27 protein-coding genes and 3 pseudogenes are annotated in these 24,064 nt (G+C 59.4%); 11 read left to right on the forward strand and 19 right to left on the reverse strand.

What is annotated here, in order from left to right:
- Positions 1–23 precede the first annotated feature (23 nt).
- The 3 genes from ACVDG8_RS12925 to ectB all read right to left on the reverse strand — a co-directional run bounded on the left by ACVDG8_RS12925 (position 24) and on the right by ectB (position 3,529).
- The gene (locus ACVDG8_RS12925) at positions 24–1,133 is read right to left on the reverse strand and encodes an IS110 family RNA-guided transposase (RefSeq protein ID WP_455707728.1); all 1,110 of its coding nucleotides are present in this window, start codon (positions 1,131–1,133) and stop codon (positions 24–26) included.
- A 304-nt stretch (positions 1,134–1,437) separates the two neighbouring features.
- Positions 1,438–2,280 (reverse strand): 2OG-Fe(II)-dependent halogenase WelO5 family protein, encoded by an 843-nt coding sequence (locus ACVDG8_RS12930; protein ID WP_447255016.1) that lies wholly within the window; start codon positions 2,278–2,280, stop codon positions 1,438–1,440.
- Positions 2,270–3,529 (reverse strand): diaminobutyrate--2-oxoglutarate transaminase, encoded by a 1,260-nt coding sequence (gene ectB / locus ACVDG8_RS12935; protein ID WP_447255017.1) that lies wholly within the window; start codon positions 3,527–3,529, stop codon positions 2,270–2,272. Before ectB ends, ACVDG8_RS12930 begins: the two co-directional genes overlap by 11 nt.
- Before the next feature lie 990 nt (positions 3,530–4,519).
- Between ectB and ACVDG8_RS12940 the strand changes: the two are divergent.
- The 5 genes and pseudogenes from ACVDG8_RS12940 (at position 4,520) to queC (ending at position 7,288) form a co-directional block, all read left to right on the forward strand.
- A pseudogene (locus tag ACVDG8_RS12940) lies at positions 4,520–4,839 on the forward strand (iron-sulfur cluster assembly accessory protein).
- A 23-nt stretch (positions 4,840–4,862) separates the two neighbouring features.
- Positions 4,863–5,324 carry an iron-sulfur cluster assembly scaffold protein gene (locus ACVDG8_RS12945; RefSeq protein WP_447255018.1) on the forward strand — a complete coding sequence of 154 codons (462 nt, stop codon included), beginning with the start codon at positions 4,863–4,865 and terminating at the stop codon, positions 5,322–5,324.
- A gap of 236 nt (positions 5,325–5,560) precedes the next feature.
- On the forward strand, positions 5,561–6,196 hold the full coding sequence (gene queE / locus ACVDG8_RS12950; protein WP_447255019.1) for a 7-carboxy-7-deazaguanine synthase: 636 nt from the start codon (positions 5,561–5,563) through the stop codon (positions 6,194–6,196).
- Positions 6,193–6,546, forward strand: a complete 354-nt coding sequence (gene queD / locus ACVDG8_RS12955; RefSeq protein ID WP_447255020.1) for a 6-carboxytetrahydropterin synthase QueD — start codon at positions 6,193–6,195, stop codon at positions 6,544–6,546. The genes queE and queD overlap by 4 nt, the downstream gene beginning before the upstream one ends.
- Before the next feature lie 4 nt (positions 6,547–6,550).
- Complete coding sequence (gene queC / locus ACVDG8_RS12960) at positions 6,551–7,288, forward strand: 7-cyano-7-deazaguanine synthase QueC (protein ID WP_447255021.1); 738 nt, start codon at positions 6,551–6,553, stop codon at positions 7,286–7,288.
- Between the two features lie 189 nt (positions 7,289–7,477).
- On the opposite strand, the gene ACVDG8_RS12965 is transcribed toward queC, so the two are convergent.
- Entirely contained in the window at positions 7,478–8,494 is a 1,017-nt protein-coding gene (locus tag ACVDG8_RS12965; RefSeq protein WP_455707729.1) for a hypothetical protein, read from the reverse strand.
- A 111-nt stretch (positions 8,495–8,605) separates the two neighbouring features.
- Between ACVDG8_RS12965 and ACVDG8_RS12970 the strand changes: the two genes are divergently transcribed.
- The gene (locus tag ACVDG8_RS12970) at positions 8,606–9,049 is read left to right on the forward strand and encodes a substrate-binding domain-containing protein (protein ID WP_455707730.1); all 444 of its coding nucleotides are present in this window, start codon (positions 8,606–8,608) and stop codon (positions 9,047–9,049) included.
- 30 nt (positions 9,050–9,079) lie between these two features.
- On the forward strand, positions 9,080–9,310 hold the full coding sequence (locus ACVDG8_RS12975; RefSeq protein WP_455707895.1) for a hypothetical protein: 231 nt from the start codon (positions 9,080–9,082) through the stop codon (positions 9,308–9,310).
- A 917-nt stretch (positions 9,311–10,227) separates the two neighbouring features.
- On the opposite strand, the gene ACVDG8_RS12980 is transcribed toward ACVDG8_RS12975, so the two are convergent.
- Together ACVDG8_RS12980 and ACVDG8_RS12985 are read right to left on the reverse strand one after the other, a co-directional pair.
- The gene (locus ACVDG8_RS12980; RefSeq protein WP_447255024.1) at positions 10,228–11,241 is read right to left on the reverse strand and encodes a 1-aminocyclopropane-1-carboxylate deaminase; all 1,014 of its coding nucleotides are present in this window, start codon (positions 11,239–11,241) and stop codon (positions 10,228–10,230) included.
- 402 nt (positions 11,242–11,643) lie between these two features.
- A complete protein-coding gene (locus ACVDG8_RS12985; RefSeq protein ID WP_447255025.1) occupies positions 11,644–12,306 on the reverse strand; it encodes a S8/S53 family peptidase in 663 nt (220 codons plus the stop codon).
- On the opposite strand from ACVDG8_RS12985, the gene tnpA reads away from it, so the two are divergent.
- Together tnpA and ACVDG8_RS12995 are read left to right on the forward strand one after the other, a co-directional pair.
- Positions 12,277–12,705 carry an IS66-like element accessory protein TnpA gene (tnpA, locus tag ACVDG8_RS12990; RefSeq protein WP_455707731.1) on the forward strand — a complete coding sequence of 143 codons (429 nt, stop codon included), beginning with the start codon at positions 12,277–12,279 and terminating at the stop codon, positions 12,703–12,705. The two genes, ACVDG8_RS12985 and tnpA, sit on opposite strands and share 30 nt — an antisense overlap.
- 62 nt (positions 12,706–12,767) lie before the next feature.
- Positions 12,768–12,857 (forward strand): hypothetical protein, encoded by a 90-nt coding sequence (locus ACVDG8_RS12995; protein ID WP_455707834.1) that lies wholly within the window; start codon positions 12,768–12,770, stop codon positions 12,855–12,857.
- Between the two features lie 46 nt (positions 12,858–12,903).
- Here ACVDG8_RS12995 and ACVDG8_RS13000 read toward each other — a convergent pair whose 3' ends face one another.
- From ACVDG8_RS13000 to ACVDG8_RS13020, 5 genes are all read right to left on the reverse strand, one after another.
- Positions 12,904–13,104, reverse strand: coding sequence for a hypothetical protein (locus ACVDG8_RS13000; protein WP_455707732.1), 201 nt, complete (start codon positions 13,102–13,104; stop codon positions 12,904–12,906).
- On the reverse strand, positions 13,101–13,796 hold the full coding sequence (locus ACVDG8_RS13005; RefSeq protein WP_455707733.1) for a tyrosine-type recombinase/integrase: 696 nt from the start codon (positions 13,794–13,796) through the stop codon (positions 13,101–13,103). The genes ACVDG8_RS13000 and ACVDG8_RS13005 overlap by 4 nt, the downstream gene beginning before the upstream one ends.
- Positions 13,797–13,905: 109 nt before the next feature.
- A complete protein-coding gene (locus ACVDG8_RS13010; RefSeq protein WP_447255007.1) occupies positions 13,906–14,838 on the reverse strand; it encodes a tyrosine-type recombinase/integrase in 933 nt (310 codons plus the stop codon).
- Positions 14,835–15,773: a site-specific integrase gene (locus ACVDG8_RS13015; RefSeq protein ID WP_455707734.1), complete on the reverse strand. Its 939-nt coding sequence runs from the start codon at positions 15,771–15,773 to the stop codon at positions 14,835–14,837. The genes ACVDG8_RS13010 and ACVDG8_RS13015 overlap by 4 nt, the downstream gene beginning before the upstream one ends.
- On the reverse strand, positions 15,748–16,074 hold the full coding sequence (locus ACVDG8_RS13020) for a hypothetical protein (RefSeq protein ID WP_455707735.1): 327 nt from the start codon (positions 16,072–16,074) through the stop codon (positions 15,748–15,750). The genes ACVDG8_RS13015 and ACVDG8_RS13020 overlap by 26 nt, the downstream gene beginning before the upstream one ends.
- 221 nt (positions 16,075–16,295) lie before the next feature.
- Here ACVDG8_RS13020 and tnpB point away from each other — a divergent pair, with 221 nt between their 5' ends.
- A complete protein-coding gene (tnpB, locus tag ACVDG8_RS13025) occupies positions 16,296–16,538 on the forward strand; it encodes an IS66 family insertion sequence element accessory protein TnpB (protein ID WP_447257321.1) in 243 nt (80 codons plus the stop codon).
- 8 nt (positions 16,539–16,546) lie between these two features.
- Positions 16,547–18,133 (forward strand): IS66 family transposase, encoded by a 1,587-nt coding sequence (tnpC, locus tag ACVDG8_RS13030; RefSeq protein WP_447254985.1) that lies wholly within the window; start codon positions 16,547–16,549, stop codon positions 18,131–18,133.
- Here tnpC and ACVDG8_RS13035 read toward each other — a convergent pair.
- From ACVDG8_RS13035 to ACVDG8_RS13070, 8 genes and pseudogenes are all read right to left on the reverse strand, one after another.
- Entirely contained in the window at positions 18,116–18,979 is an 864-nt protein-coding gene (locus ACVDG8_RS13035; protein WP_447255029.1) for a hypothetical protein, read from the reverse strand. The genes tnpC and ACVDG8_RS13035 overlap by 18 nt on opposite strands.
- Positions 18,980–20,680: 1,701 nt before the next feature.
- Positions 20,681–20,933, reverse strand: a pseudogene (locus ACVDG8_RS13040) (ATP-binding protein); the annotation flags it as partial.
- Positions 20,934–21,143: 210 nt separating this feature from the next.
- Positions 21,144–21,245, reverse strand: a pseudogene (locus tag ACVDG8_RS13045) (exopolysaccharide production repressor protein); the annotation flags it as partial.
- A gap of 47 nt (positions 21,246–21,292) precedes the next feature.
- A complete protein-coding gene (gene fdxB / locus ACVDG8_RS13050; RefSeq protein WP_447255030.1) occupies positions 21,293–21,610 on the reverse strand; it encodes a ferredoxin III, nif-specific in 318 nt (105 codons plus the stop codon).
- Positions 21,607–21,810 carry a CCE_0567 family metalloprotein gene (locus tag ACVDG8_RS13055; protein ID WP_447255031.1) on the reverse strand — a complete coding sequence of 68 codons (204 nt, stop codon included), beginning with the start codon at positions 21,808–21,810 and terminating at the stop codon, positions 21,607–21,609. The genes fdxB and ACVDG8_RS13055 overlap by 4 nt, the downstream gene beginning before the upstream one ends.
- Positions 21,811–22,609: 799 nt before the next feature.
- A complete protein-coding gene (locus ACVDG8_RS13060) occupies positions 22,610–23,182 on the reverse strand; it encodes a hypothetical protein (protein ID WP_455707736.1) in 573 nt (190 codons plus the stop codon).
- The gene (locus ACVDG8_RS13065; protein WP_455707737.1) at positions 23,179–23,448 is read right to left on the reverse strand and encodes a hypothetical protein; all 270 of its coding nucleotides are present in this window, start codon (positions 23,446–23,448) and stop codon (positions 23,179–23,181) included. Before ACVDG8_RS13065 ends, ACVDG8_RS13060 begins: the two co-directional genes overlap by 4 nt.
- Complete coding sequence (locus ACVDG8_RS13070; RefSeq protein ID WP_455707738.1) at positions 23,445–23,762, reverse strand: TlpA disulfide reductase family protein; 318 nt, start codon at positions 23,760–23,762, stop codon at positions 23,445–23,447. Before ACVDG8_RS13070 ends, ACVDG8_RS13065 begins: the two co-directional genes overlap by 4 nt.
- Positions 23,763–24,064 lie beyond the last annotated feature (302 nt).

Here is a 24,064-nt window from a genome sequence, read left to right on the forward strand (position 1 = left end):
GTGTGTCGCGTGCGGCGACTAGATCAGGTTGCGTGCGCCTCCCTGGCAACAGCCCACATGAAGCCGACCAGTTCGCGGGCTATCGCGGTGCAGACCACTGTCGTCTTCTTGCCTCGTCCGCTCAACATTCGATAGCGGGCCGTCAGTCGGGCCTGCGCCTTCCAGGCGATCTCTCTCACCCGTGGCGGCGCCTGCTCCAGTCGATACAGCTTCTTCGCGCCGACCTTCGGCGCATGCCTATAGGTCCATGCGCTCTCGACCAGCATATGACGAACGCGGCCATTCCCTGCCTTGGTGATACCGCCCCGTCTGACTGTCTCTCCGGTCGACCGCTCACCAGGAACAAGGCCAAGATAGCCCATGAGCTGGCGCGGGCTTTCGAAACGGCGCACGTCGCCAATCTCGGTAGCAAACGTCACGGCAACGATCAGATCCACACCACGTAATGTCTGCAGCGCCCGCACGATCGGCGCCAGCGACCAGGCTGGAACGAACTCCTCGATCACACTCTCAAGCCGCTCGGCCCGTTCTTTCGAGATGCGAACCGCCTCGACCATCTCCTGGAGCGCGATCTGATGTGCGGGATGATCGAACTGCTGCGCCTGCAGCCAGCAGAGATAGCGCATAGTCCAGCCCTTTTTGCGCGGAAAGATACGTCCGTGCTTGAGCATGAAGGCGCTCACATGCTGCCGGTGGACCCGAAGTGTCTCAACTGCGGCCGCCCGGGCGCGGACGAGATCCCGCATGGCTTCGTGGCCTTCATCGGGAACCCATACCGCCGTCAGTTCGCCAGCGCGCAGCAACCTGGCCAATCCGAGGGCATCCCGGCGGTTTGTCTTCACGCGATCGCTGGGCTTCCTCGGAATCAGCGACGGAGCGACTACGGTGCATTCGTGACCTAGCGAACGGATCAGCCGATAGAGACCATAGCCGGTCGGGCCGGCCTCGTAGCAGAAATGGACTCCATCGAACCTGTTGGCGATCCGCTGGATAACTCGGCGCATGCTTTCATCCGAGGCGTCGACCTCGCCGAAGAAGCGAACTTCTCCCTCCCGGCCGGCATCCGCAATCGCGATGGCGTTCCTCAGCTTTGCGACATCGATTCCGACAAATGCTTCCCTATAATCTGACACGGCTCGTCCTCCTGTGATGAGGATCGGCTCGGCCCGCCCGAGCAACCCTCGGACGCGCAGTGTAGGGCGAGCCACCTCACCGGCAGAAGCGGACATACGGTCTTACGGTAAGACTGTGCCCCGCTTGGTGTGACTAAGAGGCCACTTCCAGGCGGAGCATCGACAGAGCCTCAAAGGTCACTGATCTCTGCGAATGGAAAGGCAGGGCTGTTGGGACCTCGTCAACGGGGGGTCCTGCATTTGCATCGAACTACGTTTGGCGAACAAATTTGCCGCTGGCGCGGCCCACCAATACATTACGAATTCAGGTCCACCAGAGAACAAGATCCGGACGAGCAAACCCGAAAAAGCAATTCAGCAGCACGCGAGGCTTTCCGTTGTCTGATTGACCGGTAACCCCATGAACGAAACCGCCGTCAAGTAGCGCGATATCCCCGGCCTTGAGCTGGATTTCGCGACTAGGCACGGCCTCGAGATAAGCTGCGGAGTAGGGATATCCCGTGGTCTCCACACCCTGCGCCTTTCGATCTGCGACTGTCGGCTTGTGACTCCATAGCCTCAAGTTTCCACCTTCCTCAGGCATGCTGGGATAAAAGTTGAGTGCTGCGACGGTGTTGTGCGCCACCGCAGAAAGCTCGTAATCGTTCCCAGCACGTAACACTTGAGCGACATCGTCGTGGGGGTCCAAGGAAAATGTGCCGCTTCCGGTCCAACTGAGAGCCCGACAAACGTTCGCCTGACCGTGTTCTGAGCGCGCCAGCCGCAATTCAATGCCTTGGTTGTGAAGCTCGCGCTTCAACGCGTCGAATAGGGCTCGGACCGGGTCAACTAAATTGCCAAAAAGGGCGTCAACGTGCGGCCGCGCATTTTCCGCCTCCTTGAAATAGGTGGCTGCATCCTTCCTGTAGTGGGATGCGCCGACATATTGTCCGGGGACGCCATCTTTGCGCTCGTTGAGACCGGGGCTGCCAAAAAACTTCGTGGTGATCTCCTCAGCTACTACGGTGCTGAAACCTTGCTTGATGTGAAGAGCCGTGATCTCACCTTTAAGGACCGATATGATGTCCGCAGTGCTGATCGAGCCGGTTCGTTCCTTGATCGTAAGAGGCGAGATGGCCGGCGTTTGAGGTACTTGGTTAGTCGCCATTGGTTTTCTCCTGAAGTGCCAGATCGAGGATGGCAATGCCGTGATCGAGTTCGTCATCTGAGATGGTTATCGGCGGAAGGACCTTGATGACGTCGCGATTTGGCCCCGAGGACTCGATCAGAAGGCCGTTTTCGAACGCGACTTCGTGCACACGGCCAACAACGGCCTGTGAACGGCACTTGAGGCCGGCCATCAGACCACGGCCGCGCTTTTGTTCGATGCACTCGGGGAATTTCGCAACGAGGCGATCGAGGTGTTCTTGCAGTTTGACGGCCGTCCCGTCGACAGCTTTAGTAAACTGCCTATCGGACCACATTTTGCACATGGCCGCGGAAGTCACAAAAGCGAGATTATTGCCTCTAAAGGTCCCGCTATGTTCTCCCGGTTTCCATATGTCGATGTCGGGGCGAATCAGAACTATGGACAACGGATTACCTGAACCGCTTAGCGATTTCGAAAGACACACGATGTCGGGCTCGATTTTCGCGAACTCGAACGAGAAGAAATCGCCCGTTCGTCCCGAACCTGCCTGAATGTCATCGATGATGAAAACAATGTCATGCTTACGGCAAATGCGCTGAATTTCTGAGAGCCAAGGTGCGGATGCGGTGTTCATGCCGCCTTCCGCCTGGATGGGCTCCAGGATGATTGCGGCCGGCTTTTCTATACCGCTGCCTGGGTCGCCCAACACGTGATCAATGTAACTCGCGGAATCGAAAGTTTGGTTCGGATAGTTCTCGTAAGGGACACGGATCACATCGTGGCGAGCAACGCCGCCAAGCTGTCTGGTTGACGCTGAACCCGACACCGCCAAGGAGCCGAGCGACATGCCATGGTACGAATTTGTGAAGGCCATGACACTCGAGCGGCCGGTATATTTTCGCGCCAGCGCCAACGCCGCTTCGTTGGCGTTCGTCCCGGTTGGCCCAGGAAACTGTATCTTGTAAGAAAGTCCTCGGGGCTTCAGGATCGACTCGACGAACACTTCGATGAAATCACGCTTTGCAGTTGTATACATATCGAGCGACAAAATAATATTTTTATCCGTGAGATATTTAATTGCCGGCCCAATAATATCCGGGTTGTTATGACCGTAATTGAGCGCGCCGGACCCTACAAGGAAATCGATAAATGGTTTGCCGGACTCGTCCCAGATTGTCGCCCCAAGTGACTTTTTAAAGACTGTCGGAAACGATCGCCCATAGCGACGGACGTTAGACTCGTAAGCTTCGAAAATGTCAGTTTCCATTAAGGGCCTCGCTGTATGCGGCTGGCGATCAACGCTGCAGGTTCTCTATTCACGCATTCCAAAAGATTGACTTCGACGATTAGCTGCGACCAATCTCTGCCTTAAAGGGAAGGTATCATGGTCAGCGACTTGCATTCGCAAAGAGTCTGTAAACTTGTTTGACGAATCTGTTGCAACGCTTTGGATAGCGGGACAGTCGGTACCCGCCTTTGCGGAAACGCCATCGGCGGCGTTGTTGGCTGGGCGACTGACACAGCCGCACCGGTTTTTCAGCATGCCTGCAACCACGAGGCGTTGGCATTTCTCTACGCCGGCCGTGACGGGATCCTTACCGACGAGTGGCTGTGACAGATAGCGATTTCTCTCCTTCGATGTGACGGCGAGACCGGACCTCGCTCGAGTTTCGTTTTGGGATGCGGACGAGCAGACCGCGACTGGCGACAGAACTGGAACTGGCCGCGGCCTCTAATCGCGGCCGTGGCCGCGGTGGCGGTGATAGCGCCGTTCGCAGGGCGGCGCGTTGGCCCACCCCTGGCTTGACGGCATTTACAATGTCTCAGTCGGCCCTCGCGAGGTGACGGCCGCACTGTAGGCCACGGGCCGAGCACGCGAGTGGTGTTCGGCACCCACGAGCTGACGCAGATGGCGCCTGTTTCGAGAAGGCGCGATCGAAGCGGTATCGACGACCCCGGTGTTCGCCACCGCACTGTGTGGTGACGACGGCGCGGCTTTTGAGCGCAGCACGACTAAGAGTTCTCACCCTCAAACTGGTCAAAATTCACATGATCGAAAGCGCTGGCTCAGGCGACGACACTGGCGATGTGTCCGATGCCGCTTTTTGGTACACAAGGTTTGGCTCTGTCCGACATCCGACAATTGTTGGATGTGAGACAGGGTGCCAAATCCGCTAGCCCAGATTTTAATCGAATTTTCCTGCTGGCACGTTCTGTGCAGCGTGGCTTGCGAACGTGTCAGCAAGAAAATAGTCCCATGATCACACTCACTGAAAACGCCGTCGCCGCCGTCAAGGCCGCGCTTTCCCGCGCCGACGAACCGGCGGAAGACTTTCGCATCATAGTCGATGCGAGCGCTGCGCCGGCCCCAAATACCTGATGGGTCTGGAAAGTGTCTCGCGCGAGGAGGAAGCGGTCATGGAGACGGACGGGGTCAAGGTGTTCGTCGACCCAAGCTCCCAGCCCCATCTCGCCGGCATGATCGTTGACTTCGTCACGGACCTGAAGTCCTCGGGCTTTCTCTTCGACAATCCTAACGCGCGGGACAAATACGCCTGCGGCAAATCCTTCGGCTAGCCGCCATCATAGGGATCGGAGCCATGCGGAGTGACACCGACAACGACTACCTGTTCAGTGACAAGGTCTATTTCATCAACCCGAACAATGTCGGCGCCTTAGACATCCCTAAAGCGGCCGGCAAGGTCGGCGCGGTCGCCTACGGCGATGGGCTTAAATTGATGATGGCTTTCGACCGTAAGACGCAGACGATCTCCGCCGCAACGTTCCAGACCTTCGGCCGCGGCTCGGCCATAACCGCTTCCTCGCCGCTTGCCGAATTCATCGTCGGCAAGACCATCGATGAAGCCCTTCAGATCACCGACCAGGACATGGCGGATTTTCTCGGGGCCTTGCCGCCGCAGACGACATACTCATCGCTCGACCGCCTCATCCTGGAACGCGGCTTGCGGCTGATGAGCGAGTTCTTCCGTGCTGTGAGGCAGGCTTTCGAGGAGACGCCGGGCTTCTCACGCCTCGTCCTCGTGAAGGCATCATCGCCATGAGCGACGCGATAGCGGCGTTTCCCGTGGTGGTAGGCCTCGACGAACCAGAGAGCCTTCCCCGCAGCGTCCACCCGGTGCAACCTGATTCTGCGTGTAGTTCGGGCCAGTGGGTTTTCGGTAACGGCCCTCGAAGGTGGAACGACCTGCAAAACGTGCAGTGGAAGATTTCCCACCTATTGCCGTGTCTCGTAAGCCAGCAGAGATGCTCCCTTGCTCACTCGAAGGCCGCTTAAGCAATGTCATATGCCGTCAAGGAAATTTTCTACACTCTTCAAGGTGAAGGACGAAATGCCGGGCGGGCTGCCATATTCTGTCGTTTCGCCGGCTGTAACCTTTGGTCGGGACGTGAAGGCGACCGGGAAAGCTCATTCTGCGGATTCTGCGACACCGACTTCGTTGGGGTAGATGGCCCAGCTGGCGGACATTTTTCCACCGCACGGGAGCTTGCGTTGGCGGTCGAGCAAGCCTGGCGCGGGTCGGGAACTGGGCAGCGTCTTGTGGTGCTCACCGGAGGGGAACCCCTTCTCCAGATCGATGAAGAACTCCTGGAAGCGCTGCATTCCTTGGGGTTTGAAATTGCCGTGGAGACCAACGGTACCATCTCCACACCCGCCGGCATCGACTGGCTGTGCGTCAGTCCGAAATGCAATGCACACCTCGTGGTCATGGCAGGGGACGAGCTGAAGCTTGTATATCCTCAGATTGGCGTGGAGCCCGAACATTTCGAAGTTCTCGAGTTTGAGCACCTTTTGCTTCAGCCGATGGATGGGCCCGAGCGCGAGGCGAATACTGCCGCCGCAGTGGCCTATTGTCTTGCCAACCCACGTTGGCGCTTGAGCCTTCAAACCCACAAGCTTCTTGGGATCCCATGAAAATTACGCAAGCTTTCACCTTCGAGGCAGCGCACCGTCTTCCGCGCGTTCCAGACACCCACCGCTGTCACCGCATGCATGGCCACTCATACCGTGTGGAACTGCGTCTGGAAGGGCCGGTCGACCCAAACACGGGCTTTGTCATCGATTTTTTCGATGTCGAGGCTGTGTTCGGACCACTTCTGCTACGTCTCGACCATCAGTACCTGAATGAGGTTGAGGGTCTCGACAATCCGACAGCGGAAAACATTGCGGTATGGATCTGGAACCAAACCAAGCCGCTTCTTGGCCAAATGTGCTCGGTGACAGTGTATGAGACACCGCAGTGTTGGGCTGAATACGAGGGTTGACCCGATGCAACGAGATCCGGGAACCGCACTCGTCCTTTTCTCCGGCGGTCAGGATTCGACAACCTGCCTGGCTTGGGCGCTGGAGAACTTAGAGCGCGTCGAGACAATCGGCTTCGACTATGGGCAGCGGCATCGGATCGAGCTCGATGTGCGGCCTTACTTGATCGAGCGCATTCGAACAGACTTTCCGACCTGGCGTGGTCGACTAGGCGAGGACCACATGATTGACATGACCGTGCTCGGTCAAATCAGTGATAGCGCGCTCACGCGCGACGTCGAGATCGCATTGAACGCGAACGGGATAACAAATACCTTCGTCCCTGGTCGCAACCTTTTGTTCCTCGGCTTTGCGGCCGCGACAGCTTACCGGATCGGCGCGAAACACCTCGTGATCGGCGTGTCCGAGACGGATCGTTTCAGCTACCCGGATTGTCGAGATGACGCAATTAAAGCGATGCAACTTGCCCTGAACCATGCAATGGAGACGCGTTTCGTCATTCACACACCCCTCATGCGGCGCGACAAAGCGCAGACCTGGGCGCTGGCGGATTGGTTGGGCGGCGAGGCGCTAGTGGAGCTCATCTGCGAAGCAAGCCACACCTGCTATAGCGGAAACCGCGAGCATAGACATAGCTGGGGTTTCGGTTGCGGGACCTGCGTCGAGTGTAATCTTCGCGCAGCAGGATGGGAGCAATTCCGATCCTCCAAAGAGGCACCCGTGACCGCCCATGAAAGAACGTGAGCGCCCAGATCCAGACCGAAGGTGGCAATCTGTTCCATAGATCGCTTCCTTCTCTTTGGGTGTTAAGCACGATCAAGGTACACGCCCTCGATGCCGTTTTGAAGGGCTGTTCCATACCATCGACCTTGATGATCTTCGCCGTTCGCGTGGTGCTGTTTTGGCACCGCAATGGCGAGCAGGCTGCGGTTGTTATCCTTGATCCCGGTCGGATTGACCGTGGAGCGGACTGCCAAGAAAACGGAGAGGTTGTGGTTTCGACGAGAGGCAGTTGATGCCCGAGCCCGCCCTTATGTGGAGATCGTCCATGCACGTCCTAATCAGCATGGCCGCACCATCGGCCTCATTGAAGCGACGAATGACGACCTCATTGGTAATCGATGCCGGCGCCTGCGTAAGCCGGCACGGCGCAGGCACCCTGCGGCGAAGCGATGTTGCGGATATCCCTCGCTGGCCTGCCTTGGCCCGATCAAAGGATTCCTGGTAAGCGCCTTCGATCTGGCAATACTCGTGCGTCCAATGAATGCGCGCGCCGCTCTGATGGCGATCGTCACAGCCCCAGTATCGATGTTGACGAAATGGATCTGCTCGACCGCCGGAAAACAATCGAGCAGGTAGCTCAGCAAGGTCGATGTCATGTGCCGTCGAATTCAAAAGACGGCTGCCGTCAAGAAGCATGCGCGCAACCGCATCAAGCGCCGGGGCAAAGCCATCCCTATGCATCAGGATGGCGAAAGTGTTGTTGAGGTCCCGAAAGCGCTGTCCGTTGAGGTCAGCCAGATTGGCGCCTTCGCGTTGCAGCGCGCCGCGCGGCTTCGGATCGCACAGCCGCAGCGCGTGGTGCGATCGGGAAAAACGGCCGCGGCCGAACAATCTTGCCGATAGGGCGTCAGGCGGCGCGGAGATTTCTTGCAACATGTCAGGCCTCTCCTCGAAGGATCCGGAAACGTACGCCTCTTTTGCGCTGACATGCATTTGCACTTGGAAGACGTCATTCACGAATGAAAATGGGAGGCGGCTGGTGAACAGGCCAACGATCGCCGATCTGGCGAAAGCCGCGGGCGTAAATGTTTCCACGGTCAATCGGCTCTTGCACGGAACTGGCAACTGCGACCGCAGACGGCCGACCTCATCTTGAGCGCAGCGCAGCAGATCGGCTTCCGCAGTTCGGGGCCGCTGCACGAACGCAGGCGGGACAATCTCCCGCATCGGCACTTGAGCCTTCTCATGTAGCAATCGCACCGGCCGCTCTGTCAGATCTGGGCCGAGGCGCTTCTCGGTGCCTCCGCGCGACGCACAGAGGCGGTTATTGAGCCAGACGTGCTCTTCGAGGAGGACCCTTCCCCCGAAGCGGTCGCTGCCAATCTGCTCAAGATAGGCGAGAGCGCCGATGCAATCGCGGTGATATCGGCCGATCACCCGCTCGTCGGCCAGGTGATTGACGAGTTGCGCGTCAAGGGCGTTCCGGTGATCGCCTACGTCAGCGACGTATGCGCTGCCAGCCGGACCGGCTTTGTGGGAACCGACGACTGGAAGGCCGGCCGCACCGCCGCATGGTTTCTCAGCCAGACGTCCGGTCGGCCCGGCAAGGTCTTTGCTCTCATCGGCAGCAACCGTTATCAGTTCCAAGACATCTCGGATGCGAGCTTTCGCTCCTATCCCGGTAAAACTTGGCCGCAGCGCATCGCGCTTAGCGCTCGCAGGGCGGAGCTGGTCCGGGTTGCGAAGCCCGGCGAGCGCGGATCGTCTTGGGCGATGTGGTGATCAGGCGCGGTTCTTAAAGCGCCAGGATTCATGTCCGAATTCGATGATCTCGCAATAATGGGTGAGATAATCGAGCAGTGCGGTCGCGCTGAAGAAGCGGCCGCGCCCGCCGTCACGAATGAGCGCGCGGGCGATGGCAATGGCCAGATGCGACTTCCCATTCCGGGCCACCAAATCAGCACGCCATCGAACAAATGCTATCAGGTCGCTTTCAGAGGAGATCTCACCCGCCCGGCGGCGGCGAAGAAGAGAAGAAAATGATGGAACGCAAGCTTGATGACGTGATCGCAGCCTCCCTGAGCAGCGCCGGGAGCGTGTCGACGCACGTTTCGAAGAGTCAAAGGACGGACGTCGAGAGCCTCGGCGAGCTGCGCCGTGCGGCCGGGAAGCCAAGCAGCCAGGCAGCCAGGCAGCCAGGCAGCCAGGCAGAGATTGCCTCGACCTCAAGTCAAGCAAGCCCCTGTTTCGAAGATCGAGAACCAGGCCGATATGTATCTATCGACACTTACAGCTACGTAGAGGCGATCGGGGGACAACTCGACCTCATCGTCGCCTCGCGCGCACCCCCGTATACAGCGGCTCAGCTACGTCGTAGCCCTCACGCACGAAGTGCTAGTCTAAAACAGCGCCAGGTGGACGAACCCGCCCGAAGGCAACGCGCCGCTGAACGCCCGTTTCGGGCAAAATTGCCGAAGGGACGACAGTCTCGTCGACGCTCGCTACAGGTATGAGGCAAGGCCTCATTAAGTCGGATACCGATCTGCCCGCTGTCACGCTCGCGGCCTCTTCCCTCGCCCATGCTTGGCCCAGCTCACCACTGCGCCGGGGGTCCCGCTATGTGCTCGCCGACGACCAGATCGAGCACGCTTGGGTCACAGCTTCGACACCTGACCAAGAAGATACCTCCGCATCGGAGCGAGAGCTTCGGTGGCTTACAATTTATCAAATTTACGGCGGTTATCGCCGCACCGCAAAATGACTCAAACGGCCATGTCTTCTCCCTTCTTATGCGGCTCCAGGACACATTGAGCACAGGCAAATACTGCCAAGCATGCCAGACCACGACCCACCTCGTGGCGGCAGTTAACAGCTGGCCGCTGAGGTTTGCCAACGGGCCTCCGGTCAAACTTGGCGCAGCGCTGTTACGGCAGGCACAGCACGTGGAGATCTGTCGAGCATCAGCCGTCGCGAAAAGTGTAGCCGTAACCGTTGATCGCCGGCGCGCCGCCGAGATGGGCATAGAGGACGCGCGATCCCTCTGGAAAGAAACCTCTCTGGACGAGGTCGATCATTCCTTGCATCGATTTGCCCTCATAGACGGGATCGGTAATCATGCCCTCGAGCCGAGCGCACAGGCGGATCGCCTCCTTGGTTTCCTCGGATGGAATGCCATAACGCGGATATGCGTAGTCTTCGAGCAGCACCACGTCATCCTCGACAGGTTCCGTTCCGAGCTCGACGAGGGTCGCTGTACGCCGGGCAATGCTAAGCACCTGCGCCTTGGTTTTTGCAGGCGTGGCAGAGGCATCGATACCGATCACGTTGCGCTGTCGACCATCCTTGGCGAACCCGACGATCATGCCGGCATGCGTTGAACCGGTAACAGTGCAAACGACAATGTAGTCGAAGGCAAACCCAAGCTGTTTCTCTTGGGCGCGCACCTCCTCGGCGAACCCAACATAGCCGAGGCCGCCATTCGGGTGAACAGATGCGCCGGCTGGTATCGCGTAAGGTCTGCCGCCCCTCGCCTTGACCTCATAGAGCGCTTTTTCCCAACTGTGCCGGATGCCGATGTCAAAGCCCTCGTCAACCAGGCGCACCTCCGCGCCCAAGATGCGGCTCAACAGAATGTTGCCGACCCGGTCGTAGACGACATCCTCATGTGGAACCCAGCTCTCCTGAACCAGGAGACATTTCATGCCGATCTTGGCGGCGACCGCGGCGACCATGCGCGTATGGTTGGACTGCACGCCGCCGACTGTGACGAGCGTATCGGCATCAGACGCGATCGCGTCGGGGATTATGTATTCGAGCTTGCGGAGCTTGTTTCCGCCGAACGCGAGACCGGAGTTGCAGTCCTCGCGCTTGGCGTAGATCTCCACCTTGCCGCCCAGATGCTTGCCGAGCCGGTCGAGCTTCTCGATGGGTGTGGGTCCAAAGGTGAGCGGGTAACGCTCGAAATTTTCCAGCATATTCTCTCCGGCGACGATCATTCAGCTGAAATAGCCAAACAAAACTCGTTCCATAAGCGCCGCTTGAATTGGTCGGCCGCGCTCTCTGACCACCCATCAGAGCCTTGGGGATTTCCAGCGCTTTCTTTGCGATTGAGACGAAGCGATCCACATGTCGACATGCTGCAATGAGGCGACCATCGTCTCGGAAACCTACGATGACACGCGGTCGGCATCTGCGTTTTTTCCGGCTTTGCGAGAGCAGCCAGACTGCCAAACCAACAGACTTCGATAAAGACGCAATGGCTCTTGTTTGCGATTGGACCAGCAGGAACCGCACAGTTGCTGAGGCGAATTCTGCGAGGCGATTTTGTGGTGCTCAACGCCTCACAGAAGTTTCAGCTGCTCGATCGAAGTGCTCGTCTACCTGATCGAGACAGGTGCCAATGCCCTCGAAAGGCTGGCCTCCCCGCGTCCGTAAGTCGCCGCATCATAGTTGACGAGCGTGTCGGTCCTGGCTGTATCCAGCAGCTGATTGGTGATTTGTGTCGGTGTTGCGGACGTGAACTTGCTGCCAAGGATGGCGGCATAGCCTGCAACCACGGGTGCCGCGATAGACGTCCCGGATAGTCCAATTAGGTCACTATCGACCCCCACCGTGAGGAAGTGGTTCTGCACCTCCGAATCTGAACCGGCGTAATTCGAATAGGAGGCGAGCTTTACCTTGTTTTCGGGACTGCCATTGTGCTCGAGCGCACCCACAAAGATTGTCGATTGCGTACCAGTCAGCTCGAGAGCTAGGAAATCAATATTCCCTTCGGTCGGGGTACCTACCGCTACGGACCCGTTGCCGGCTGCCTTTGTGAAGACCGCAGCACCCGCCCAAGCCGCATCGACAATCGACTGTTCGAGCCGGTACCCGCTCGCTGGTCCGTCAAGGGCATAGCTCAGATTAATGACATTGAGGCCCTCGTAAGCGCCACGCCGCTCCCCTCGTGCGGCGCATGAGGTGAATGTGCCAAGAATCCCCCCGATCGCGAGAGACGGAGGGCCTACATGGGAGCAGACGGCAAAATCGACGTCCATTTGGACGTCTCAACAGCTGGCTACGCAGGCCGGCTCGAGGTTCTGGAAGGTCCAGGACGGCGGGTTCGCTCGGAGGCCGACAGAGCCCGGATTGCGGCCGAGAGCCTGATGCCGGGGGTGCAGGTGGCGGCGGTCGCCCGCAAGCATGGCGCGACCCGCTGGCAGATCTACGATTGGCGGCGTCGCCTTCGTCAGGGACAACTGGCACTGCCAGAAAGCATGGCGCCGATGTTCGCGCCGCTGATGGTGGAAGAATCGTCGGCGCCTCAGCGGACGATGAGGCCACCGAAATCGGCGCCGGCGAAGGTGGAAATCGTGATCGACGACATGGTGATCCGAACGACGGTTGACCTCGAGCAGCTGTCGCAGGTGATCCGAGCGGTTCGGGCCTCGCGATGATTGCACCGGGCGCCGATCTGAAGATCTACGTGGCGACCCGGCCGGTTGACTTCCGGCGCGGCATGGACGGATTGGCATTGGCTGTGCAGGAGATGCTAGGCCTCGACCCGTTCTTATGTGTCGGGCGAGATTATGTGGCGGAGCCGCCCTGACCCCTTTCGGGCCGGCCAAACCCAGCTTGCCTCCGCCACATAATATTCAGATGGAGTTCAGCAGTTGGAGAACGGCATCGGTGGGCCGGAAGCGCGCCCCGTAATTGCCCTCGATGCCCGCCTTCTCGAGTCCATTGCGCATCATCTCGACATCCGCTGTGGCATAGCGGTGGGTCGTGGCGACCTGTGCGTGCCCGAGCCAGGCTTGGATCGTCAAAAGGTCCACGCCGGACTGAAGAAGCTTCATGGCGAGGAGTGCCGGAAGATGTGCGGCGATATGGGCTTGTCGGCCAAGGCCGGTTTGGTAGGCACGGCCTCGGTGGCCGCACGCCGCACGATATGGGTCGCTCCGAAACGAGTCAGACGCTCGTTGCGGGCGCCGACGAATATCGGTCGCGGCTCGTGATGGGCGATCCCGCGCTCGCTCAACAAGGATGTCAGCGCCCGCGCCAGGTCCTTAGCAATGGGGACGACGCGGTCTCTGCGCCCCTTGCCGCGCAGCAGCACTTGTGGGTGCGGCCGCTCCAACTGAAGGTCGTTTGCGTTGACGCCGGTGGCTTCGGAGACCCGGGCGCCGGTCCGTGCCAAGAAGAGCAGAAAGGCTCGGTCGCGCCGACCACGGGGCGTCTTTGGATCGGGCGCCGCGATGAGGGTGTCCACTTCGGCCTTGGTGAGGTGGTACGTCACCTCAATGTGCGTCCGTTTAATGGGAATCGTCAGCACGCGTTGGGCGACGCCGAAGGACGCCGGGTCGGCGGCAGCGACGTGGTGGAAGAAAGATCGGATCGCGGCCAAGCGGGCGTTGCGCGTGGTGACGGAATTGTTCCGCTTCTCCTCGAGTTCGTCGAGAAAAGCGAGAACGAGGTCTCGATCAAGCTCTTCGAGCGCCAAGGCGGCGGGCTTCTTCCGCAATCGGGCGGCGGCAAAGAGGATCAGCATGCGCAAGGCGTCCCGATAGCTGGCCACGGTCGCGGAGTCGCGTTCCGCTGCTTGGTCAGGCGCCGGCGGAAATACGACTCCAGGAGCGGCGCTAGGAGCAGGTCTTCGCTCATGCTGCGCCTCCATCGAGGGCGGCACGCTCAGCCGCGATGGCGAGGAGTTCCGCCGAGCCCGTGAGGTAGTAGGCCGTGTCGCTGTAACTGGCGTGGCCGAGATATGTGGCGAGCAAAGGCAATAGCGCCTGAACGTCTAAGCGCTGTTGGTGCCAGAGGCTGAGGCGGGTCACGGCAAATCGGTGCCTGAGATCGTGCGGCCTTAACGGCTTACCGCGATCAAAGTCGGCGAGTTTACGGACCTCGGCAAAGCCGTTTTGCAGGCCGGTCGCCGAGAGGCGATTGCCCCGGGAACTGAGGAAGAAGCCCTGATCCTTGGGTATGGGGAAAGCGGCGTCGCGCTCACGGGCATAGCACCCAAGGGCAGCCTGGGTTGTCGTGTGAACTGGAACGAGACGATCCTTGCGGAACTTTGTCTTCCGAACGAGGAGAACCCCGTTGGTGAGATCAACGTCGGATCGATCAAGCCCGACTACTTCGCCCGATCGCAGCCCCGAACTCGCCAACAATCCGATCAGCGTCGCCATCGTCCGCCCTCGCAGAGGAATGCTAGGCGAAATGCGGGCGCATGCGTCGATGAGTGATGCCAACTCGGCCTCGCTGAGAATACGCGGAGGCGGGATCGCTCTGGATCTGGGGAAAGCCCTGCGCTCCAAGACTTCGGTTCGCGCGTCGTAGACGGCGAGATACTCGTAAAACCGGCGGAGCACGCCGTGACGAGTGACGCGGCTGTTGGCGGCGCCGCTGAACGACAGCGCGAAATCCAGCGCCAACGTTCGAGTGGCGGGCCCATCGAACTGAGCGCGCTCAACGTACCTCACGAAGGCCCGCAACGTGCCGGCTTGCTTGCTGAAGGCATAGCCGAGGGAGTGGCGTAGCTCGATGTAACACTCGGCCTTCTCGCGGAGGAATCGGGCAAAGGCGGTCATGCCACGCCTCCCGGAAAGGGGAGTGCGACCTCGGCAAGTTGCGAGGTCGCGACCTTTACGTACAGCGCCGTTGTATTGATGCTGCGGTGTCCCAGGAGATCGGCGACCTCGTTGATCAGCCTTCGCTGCTTGACGAGCTGGGTGGCGAGACTGTGGCGCAGGAGATGCGCACCTGCGACCTGCCCGAGTTCAACCCCGCCATGTCGCAACCGCTTCCGCACGATCCTCGAAACAGGCGACGCGCCTTTGAACGGTGCCACGGGCGGCGTGAAGGACAGGAACAGATACGGACTATCCACTTTCGGTCGAGCGCGCAGGACGTAGTCGGCGAGCGCAGCGCCAGTCTCCTCGAGCAGCGGCGCCACCCGATCCCGCTTGCCCTTGGTGCGCCGGACAGAAACCTCGCCAGCACGCCAGTCGATATCCTGCAGCTGAATGGCGCGTAGCTCACCGTTGCGAATGCCCGTGGTGGCGAGTAGCAGCAGGACGGCTCGATCGCGGATGTCGACCGGCGTCGTTGCACCGATCGCATCGATTGCCCGCCGAACGTCATCCCATGCAAGGCGCGGCGGCAAATGCGCCAAACGCCAATGAGGCGTCCTTGGGACGACGCGGTCGAGATCCTGATCATGGTGGCCAGCCCAACATAAAAACTGAAGAAATGTTCGGATGTGAGAAGTCGCTGCCGTGCGGGTGCCGGTGGTCGCCGATAGCGACAGCCGATGCTCGACAGCAGCGAGTACGTGCTCAGCCGTCAACGCCTCGAGGTCTTGACCGGGATGGTGATGGCGGAACCAATCCAGAAAGCGGCGGCCTCCCAGAAGAACGCCTTCGCGGGTCTTCGGCTCAAGTCCTCGCACCTTGCGCAAATAGTCGGAAAATGAGGCCAGAAGCGGAGTATCCGGATCATCATCTACCTTGGGCAGGGGAAGCAATGAAGCGCTCCGGAGCCACTCGCCGTGCATGTCCCAGCGCCGATGCTGCCCCAATGCGTGGAGAATCCGTAGTAAACGTGCATAAATAGCTGTCGACGACATCTTGATGGATCGGCATCCGACCACAGCGCGTTGCGGCAAACTGGCTAAAGCGCGCAATCCGGCTCAAGTAAATCTTGGCGGACGCTCGCTTATAACCGAGGGTGAAAAAATGCTCCGCGAGGCGATCCATCTCGCCACCGAGTGCACCGCTACGCAGGCGCTTGAGCACCCCACAATAGGAAAAATAGAACTCGAGCATTCTGCCCCTCCGGCGTTGTGGCACAGGGGAATCCCGCGCCATGAGAGAGGCATGAAATATTATGTGGCGGAGGCAAGCTGGGTTTGGCCGGCCCGAAAGGGGTCAGGGCGGCTCCGCCACATAATCTCACCCGACACATAAGAACGGTTATGTGGCGCGCCACATAACCGCATTGCGGGGCGGCCTTCGTCTTCCGGGCCAAAAGGGCTGACAGGATCAAGATTTTAGTCTGGGATCGCACCGGACTGGTGCTGGTGCACAAGCGGCTCGAGGGTTCGAAGTTCGTTTGGCCGCAGGTTCGCCGATGCGCATGTCGCCGGCGATGTTCGCGGCCTTGTTCGAAGGGCTGGATTGGAGACTGGTTCGCCCCGAGCGGGCACGGCGTCCGCAGCTTGGCGGATGAGTGTGGCACAGTGACTCAGCTGCGTTGTCTTCGATGGCGTTCTCGGTGTTCATGTGCTTGATTTAGCGCATGAATCTGACGGTTCTCCAGGAAGAGAACGAGCGTTTGAAGGCGCTCCTGGCCCAGACGCAAGCGGCCCTGGCCGAGCACCAGGCTGCCTTGGCTGAGGCCGAAGAGGCGCGGCGTCGCCTGGAGACCATCGTCGGTCAACTCAATCACGAGAAGTTCGGCGCCAGGTCCGAGAAGCTGCATCCCAATCAATACCACCTGCCGCTCGAAGACGTGGAGATCGCGCAGGGCGTGCTCGATGCCGCGCAGGAAAAGGCGCAGCGGGTCATCCAGGGTCGTTCGGACGGCGCGTCCGGTTCACGCCTGCGCAACCGTGGTCACTTGCCGGCTCATCTGCCGCGAGTGGAACGGATCATCGAGCCCAAGAGCACGCTGTGCCCGTGCGGCTGCGGCGAGATGGCCAGGATCGGCGAGGACGTCAGCGAACGGCTGGACGTGATCCCGGCGCAGTTGCGCGTGCTGGTCACGCGCCGCCCGAAATACGCTTGCCGGCGCTGCTCGAGCGCGGTCGTGCAGGCGCATGCGCCCGAGCATATCGTGCCCGGCGGCCTGCCGACCGAGGCGCTGATCGCCCAGGTCATCGTCGCCAAGTTCGGTGATCATTTGCCGTTCTACCGGCAGGCCGAGATCTACGCCCGCCAGGGCATCCAACTGGATCGCGCCACACTGGGCAATTGGGCAGGCCGGGCCTGCTTCCATCTCAAGCCGATAGCCGAGCACATGCGCAGGCATCTGGCCGGCGCGGATCGCCTGTTCATGGACGAGACCACCGCGCCGGTGCTCGATCCCGGACGCGGCAAGGTCAAGAAGGGCTTCTTCTGGGCAATCGCCTCCGATGACCGCGGCCATGGTGGCCAAGGCCCACCCATCGTGCTGTTCCACTATGCGCCCGGGCGCGGCGGCGAGCATGCCGAACGCTTCCTTCAAGGCTTCGGCGGACAGTTCCTGCAAGTTGACGCCTATGAGGGCTATGACCGGCTGACACGCCTGGAACGGCCGCAAGGACCGTGGCTGCTCGTCCATTGCTGGAGCCACCTGCGCCGACGGTTTGTGAAGCTGGCGCGCAACACCAAGTCCCCGATCGCCGAAGCGGCGATACGCCAGATCGCAGCGCTCTACGCCATCGAGGCAACAGTGCGCGGCGCATCGCCTCAAGTCCGGCTTGCCGCTCGACAAGATTATTCCAGGCCGATCATCGCCGCCCTGAAACCATGGTTCGAAAAGCAACTGTCGATGATCTCCTCCGGCTCCAGGTTGGCCGAAGACATCCGCTATGGGCTCGCTCACTGGGAGGGGCTCACCCGCTTCCTCGACGACGGCCGGCTCGAGCTCGACACCAACCCAGTCGAAAACGCCATCCGTCCAGTATGCTTGACCAGAAAAAATGCTCTGTTTGCTGGCCATGAAGTCGGGGCCGAAAACTGGGCACTGCTCTCATCCGTCGTGGCCACCTGCAGGCTCAACGACGTCAATCCCGTCGCCTACATCGCCGAAACTCTCGACGCCATCATCAACGGCCATCCGCAGAGCCAGATCGAGGAACTCATGCCCTGGCGATTCCGGAAAACGTCAAGCCCAAATCCATAGGCAATCGGCGAGGCGCTTACCCTCCAGCGTCAGCGGAACTGGTTCTAAATAGTCAAGCTCGATCATCTTTGCGCCAGGCGCGACCATGCCGGCTACTTGAGTGACCCATTGCCCATGTTGCCGCCATTGGGGGCCATGACCGAGATCCCCAAACTGTGTCATTTCACTGGTGAAGTCGTCTGCGACGGTCACCGATACGCCGGAACCGGTATAGCCCGATGCCCATGCTTCACCAATATCCGGGCTCATCCAGCAAAAGGTGCCGTCGGCATTTTGTGGGCAGCCTGAGCTACTGCTTTCCGTGGTTGGCGTTCCGATCGTTCCTTTAGCGCTGACGCCCGCATCGAGATCACCAGCAAAACCGGATGCCGTCAGCAGGCACATGAAAAGACTGGCAACGAGTCCTACTGGGAACAATTGTGTTTTGTGCATAATAGACTTCCTGTCTGGATTGTTCTTCATCAACGAAATGTACCGCCTATGCCTTTCACCATCGCTAGAATTACCCCTGAACCGGAGATCGAGTTTCAATCGGCTTGGATTGATGTTTGTCATGTATTTCAACGTGTCCGCAGGCCGGAGTTGCGACGCGGCCAGACGACAATTCGCTGTCTGGAAGCCGCCGATGGCGCCATAGTCAGCCGTGCAAGGTTGTTCCGTCAGGTTCCCGCCCAAAATCGAACCGACGGTGAGAGAAAGCGCCGTGGCCGGCGTCGGTCGCTTTTGCAGAATAAATCCGAGTTTCACACCTGGGTCGATTCGGACCTTTTCGGCGCGTTGGCCGGTGCTCGCGCCCCACAGGAGACCGAAATCATCCGACATCTGCGTCAACATTTCAAATCGCATGTCGATCCAGTTGCTATGGTATCACTTATCGAAAGACACTTGGTACCACCCGACAGCTCGTATCCGCCTTGTCCCAGACGGTTGGCGGCCGCGGTTAGCTCTGAACCCTGGTAAATGCCGACAAGGCTGGTCTCCTGTCCGTTCGCAGTCATAGCGCTGAGAAGAATGCCATCACGGACAGGACGTAACTCGCCAACCGTATGCACATCTGCAACACCCATTGTTGGACCCGCCAGCAAATCATGCGAACGACACGCGTACTGCAGTCCCTGGCCGCATCTTCAAACCATCCAGATGCTCTAGCCCCATGCATGGCTGCCAGCGGGCAATGTGTTCATTCGCAACAAATCAGTGATCCCCCGTGCTTCAATTTTGCCGAGCCATCTCTTCGCTCTTCTGGCAAGCAGCTCCTGTCCTCCAACGGAATCTCGCAAAGTTCATGCCAATCTAGATGACGGCGGCGGGGGCATTGTATGTTTTCTTTCAGCGGCTTAGCCAAAAGCTCCAAGATGCCGGCCAACCAAGGCTGTGTCGTCAAACCGACAAAGCCGACACAATTGACGATGTCGACGAACACGCTCAGCGTGAACCCACCGCATGGGCACAGGAACACTCCCCTCGCGCTCCGGCCATACATCGGAGAGCCCTCGAAACGGCCTCCATATTCCAATTCGGCGCAATCCTCTTCAGCCGGGCATTGCGCCGCCCAATTTGAAGTTCTAAACGCGAGTCGTCTGAAAAGGCATGCCCGGCAGAGACGGAGCTCCCTGCCGGGCCGGGTTCGCCTTGGGAGGAGGCGTAAGCTAGCGACTTTCGTGGCGGTGGGACCACTCAATCCGTGCGTTTCGCGCAATAGCGAGCATGTACCGTGCCAAGCCAAAAGCGTTAAAAAACACCCGAGAGTCAGCTTCCTCTACATTGCGTACCCGACATTGTCGGCTATCGGACAACGCCGAACGTGCCTCTCGGCATCGACCTGCGCCTGAACCAGAGCGCACCCGCAAGGGTGTTCGCTGCCATTTCGACCTGGCGAACCGGTGGTGACCGGGTTTTTAGCCCCGAACTGTTCGCCGGCTGACGGACAGGGCGGGGATGTCGTTCTTTAAAGAGGAACTGTCTGTACCTTCAATTCAAAACGGCGCGGCTATGAGAGACGGCGCGGCGAAATGCGGTCGGGCAGATTATCGCGAGGATCGCCACAATCGGCATGGACGCGCCGTAGGCAATCAGCCCTTCGGCGAGCTCGCCGATGTGACGCCCCAGCAAGTGAGCCGTCGAGCGCACGAAGAACGAAGGTTAGACGCGTCTTTCCGGCTTGGCCCAGACTTAGAGCATTGAGGCACTCGAGCGCACCTCAGGCGGTGCTTCGAAAACATCGCGGGCCAGGTCGCCCCGGCACGGAGGTGAATAGGGTGCAAGATATCCGCGCCTGAGACGGCGAGCGAGCGACAGCAGGACAGTCGCACGACCTGGCAAAGCCGAGAGCTCGTAGGCGCTACGGCGTGTCACCGAGGATGCGGACAGCTGTTCTGGGACGCACCATAGCGGAGACCTGCCAATCGGCGCCGAACTTTACCCCTGATTGGATTGCGTCCACTTATTGCCCCCCGCTTGTATAAGCGCGACGAGGAGCGCTCGCCGGGCGGAGCTGGTCGGGTTGCGCAGCCCCGGCGAGCGCGGATTGTTTGGACGGTGGGCGCGTCAGGCGCGGTTCTTGAAGCGCCAGGACTCGTCTCCGGTCTTAATGGTCTTGCAGTGATGGGTGAGCCGGTCGAGCAGCGCCGTCGCAATCTTTGCGTCGCTGGCAAAGAACTCGGTCATTCGCCGAAATTGCCAGGTTGGTGGTGACGATGATGGAGGTGCGTTCGTAGAGCCGACTGATGAGATGGAAGAGAGAATGCCCGCCGGCTTGGGCGAAGGGGAGATAGCCGAGTTCGTCGAGGACGACGAAGTCATCAAGGAAGGAGCAGCGATATGCCGAGCGTTTGATTGCGCTGTGCACATCTTGGGTTTCATTCCTATGCTCATCGTCGCGCGACTGGTACTGAACTTGCTGGGACCTATCGACAAGCTCAGCCCCTTGCCCGGCTTTGCCAGCGCATCTGGATCGCCAAATCAGAAAGAGCACACTTGCGAAATAGCCCAGCTGAAGAAGTAGCGAACAGCCCAGCGTCGTGACGAATGCTAGACGGAACGAATGCGAGGCGAAGTAAACCGTCACAGCGTTGCCGCACAGGACCAGCCCGAGGAGCCGACAAAAAATCATGAAGCGCAATGCCGTTCTCCTGATTTTGTCTCGTCAAATCATGCAACTCATGCTGCGATCTGGTCGGCCGCGACATGGGTCTGGCAGTTCTTTGGGCAGACGCGGCCGCAGGCTCCGCAGCCAATGCAGCGGCCGCCATGGTCGACAACCATGATCATGCGATTGAGCTCACCATCGAAGTCGTCGTCACCGCCGTCGCAGGCGCCGAGGATTTCACCCGCGTCGTCGACGCCGTAAAGATGCATGATCTCGCGCGAGCAGACTTTGAAACAGCGGCCGCAGCCGATGCAGATCTTGCCATCTATAGCGATCAGATATTCCGGCATCCATACGGAGCCGTCGCGGGTGATGAATTCACTGCTCATCGTAAAGTCTTCATTTTCGCAAGCTCTCTCCTGGCACCATGCAACTCCGCATAAACGGCGTGCGCTTTATCGGCCACTTCCTCTATCTCAGTCCATTTCACGGGAAGACCCTCGGCAAGGTCGCGCAGGTTCGTCTTAGCAATTGCTGCACGCAGTTGAAGCTTTCGGACCTTTTTCACCATCTCATCCAAGTTTGACATGATCCTTCCTTGAAAATCGATCGTTTCACGCCCGCACGACATCGCGGGCGGACGCATCCAGTTTGGTGCCGGAATCCGCGACTTCCCGGAAAGTCTCGAAGCCCAACCGGCGGACGCCTCGACAGAACGAACAACCGCCGTCCGCGAAAAGCACGAGTCAGAGGCCCAGAAACGTTCAAGGCTTCTTGTCGCGTTTCATCACGCCTGAGCTCACCTCGATCCCTATCTCCGCTGCGGTGAAAACATTGGGCCTCCACATCCGGATCCGGATCGCGAATGATCGGATCTCCCGGCGCAGTCCGTTGGACGATGAAGCCGGCCGGCAGCTCGGTCCCCGATTACCCTTGCATGAGCCCTGGGAGTCCTGAGCATCGGATAAGCCGCAGCAGGCATTGGTCAAACAGGGGCAAGTCGCTCCTTTTTGACGGCAGGTCAGGCGCCGTGAGAGATTTCGTTTCCTCAAATTCCAGTCCTCGTCCACAACGGAGGATTCCTGCTTTCGTGTACGCCGAGTTCGGGCACACCTGCGCAACCGGCGGCTGGGGGAGCCCGATTCCACGCAACTGAGGTCTTCAGGGACGATCTCGAACACGTCCTGGACTGTGATGCTTTCAAAGACATCCCCGGTTCGGCTCTAACTTCTCTTCTGCGCCGTGTCCGCTTATCGGTGTCTAATGTCTGAGCCTTTACATGCACGAAACGGTCCCGCCTCTACTGCCTGGGGCATACTTCCCGCCGGCGCGCCGCCGCAGAAAATCGACCGGGTTCAATTCCACGAGTTCCTTGTGATCTTTGCTCATTAGGCGGCTGCGGTTTGACTTTCCGGAGCCTTATTTTTTTGCGGAACCATGCAGAGACCCGCGTAAGAGGCATTCTCACCCGTGTAGTTGGCCAAGGATTGGAGCAAGGGGGTAAGGTAGTATTTTTTGATGTGGTCCGGCATTGGCTCCGGAAGATCGAGCGATTTCAGCGCGACGTCGATCAGCTCGATCGCGCGAACCTTGTTGCCGCACTCGTAGTAGTACTGAGCGACCGGAACGTACCAAACGAATTTGAGGGGGCCGTCGCTTTGTGGGGAACTCAGTGCCAAGATCTCTTCAGAAAGCTCCTTGCCCATCGCGAAGCGCTCAGCATGGGGAAGATGCGAGTTGTTCCTCGCTGAATCGAAGAGTTGCTTCAGGGCCATTGCCATCCAGGACACGGCCTCAAACTTCTTGTCGATGGCGTCCTCGACCAATTGGCGCATAACTGGCAAGCCGGTCTCCATGTCGCGCAGCTTATGAAGCAGAATATCCGCATGGGTATGCCGGAACCCGTAATTGTCTGGCATTAAGGCGAGGCCACCTTCGACGGCCGAGAGTGCCGCCTTCAATCCTCCGCCTGCATCGCCGGCTGGAGTTTGGCGTATATCGGTTCGGTCAGCGCCAGCTCGCGCGCAGTGCGTTGGTTCCTATCGATCCGCCCCTTGTCGGCGGCTTTCGCTTCATAGCTGCCGCGCCAGCTGCCATATATAACTTTCGGTAAAACGTCATCGAGATCCGCCGGGTGTCCGATGAATGCGATGCGGCCGTCGCGGTCCACCAGGAACGAGGTAGGAATTCCGAGAGAAGAACTCGCCTTCATCCAAAGTCTGTTCATTTCGCCTGTGTAATCGAACGCGACCCGATAATTGAGATTGGGGAACCTCTGAAGCAGCCAAGCATCAAGCTCGTCCGCGTCTCCGCCGCGGTTGGACCCTCTTCGCTTGCTGCGACTCCGACGACCTCAAATCCACTGTCCTGATATTTCTCTTGCAGCTGCATCAGAAGGGGCATCGCCGCCACACAAGGTCCGCACCCAGTCGCCCAAAACTCAACAAGGTACACCATGCCGGGTTGAAAGGTCGCGAGTGGCTTCCCACGCAGCCAGTCGTTGACTTTGATCGCAGGAGCCGGGGACTCAATCCGCAACATTATGTTGGTCTCCAAAGCTTGTTCCCCACCTTGTTGGCGTCGATGACCGATCCGGCTTAGAACGGAACACACCGGAGGCCATCGCTCCTGTTGCCTCTTCTCATGCGGGTCAGCTCAGTCACCATCGCCGCACCTCAACTCGCAAAGGCCGTGCCAGCGCGCTTGGCGCGCAGCAAATGCTTTATTGGCTTCAAAAGTCCAACGGGTCCAAGAGGCCGGTGTTTCGAACCCGACATGTTTTCTGCCGGCTGTAAGCTTTTGGACACGCATCACTCATGCATCGCTCGCCAGGACAGCGAAGA

It is taken from the genome of Mesorhizobium sp. ORM8.1 (assembly GCF_053005525.2).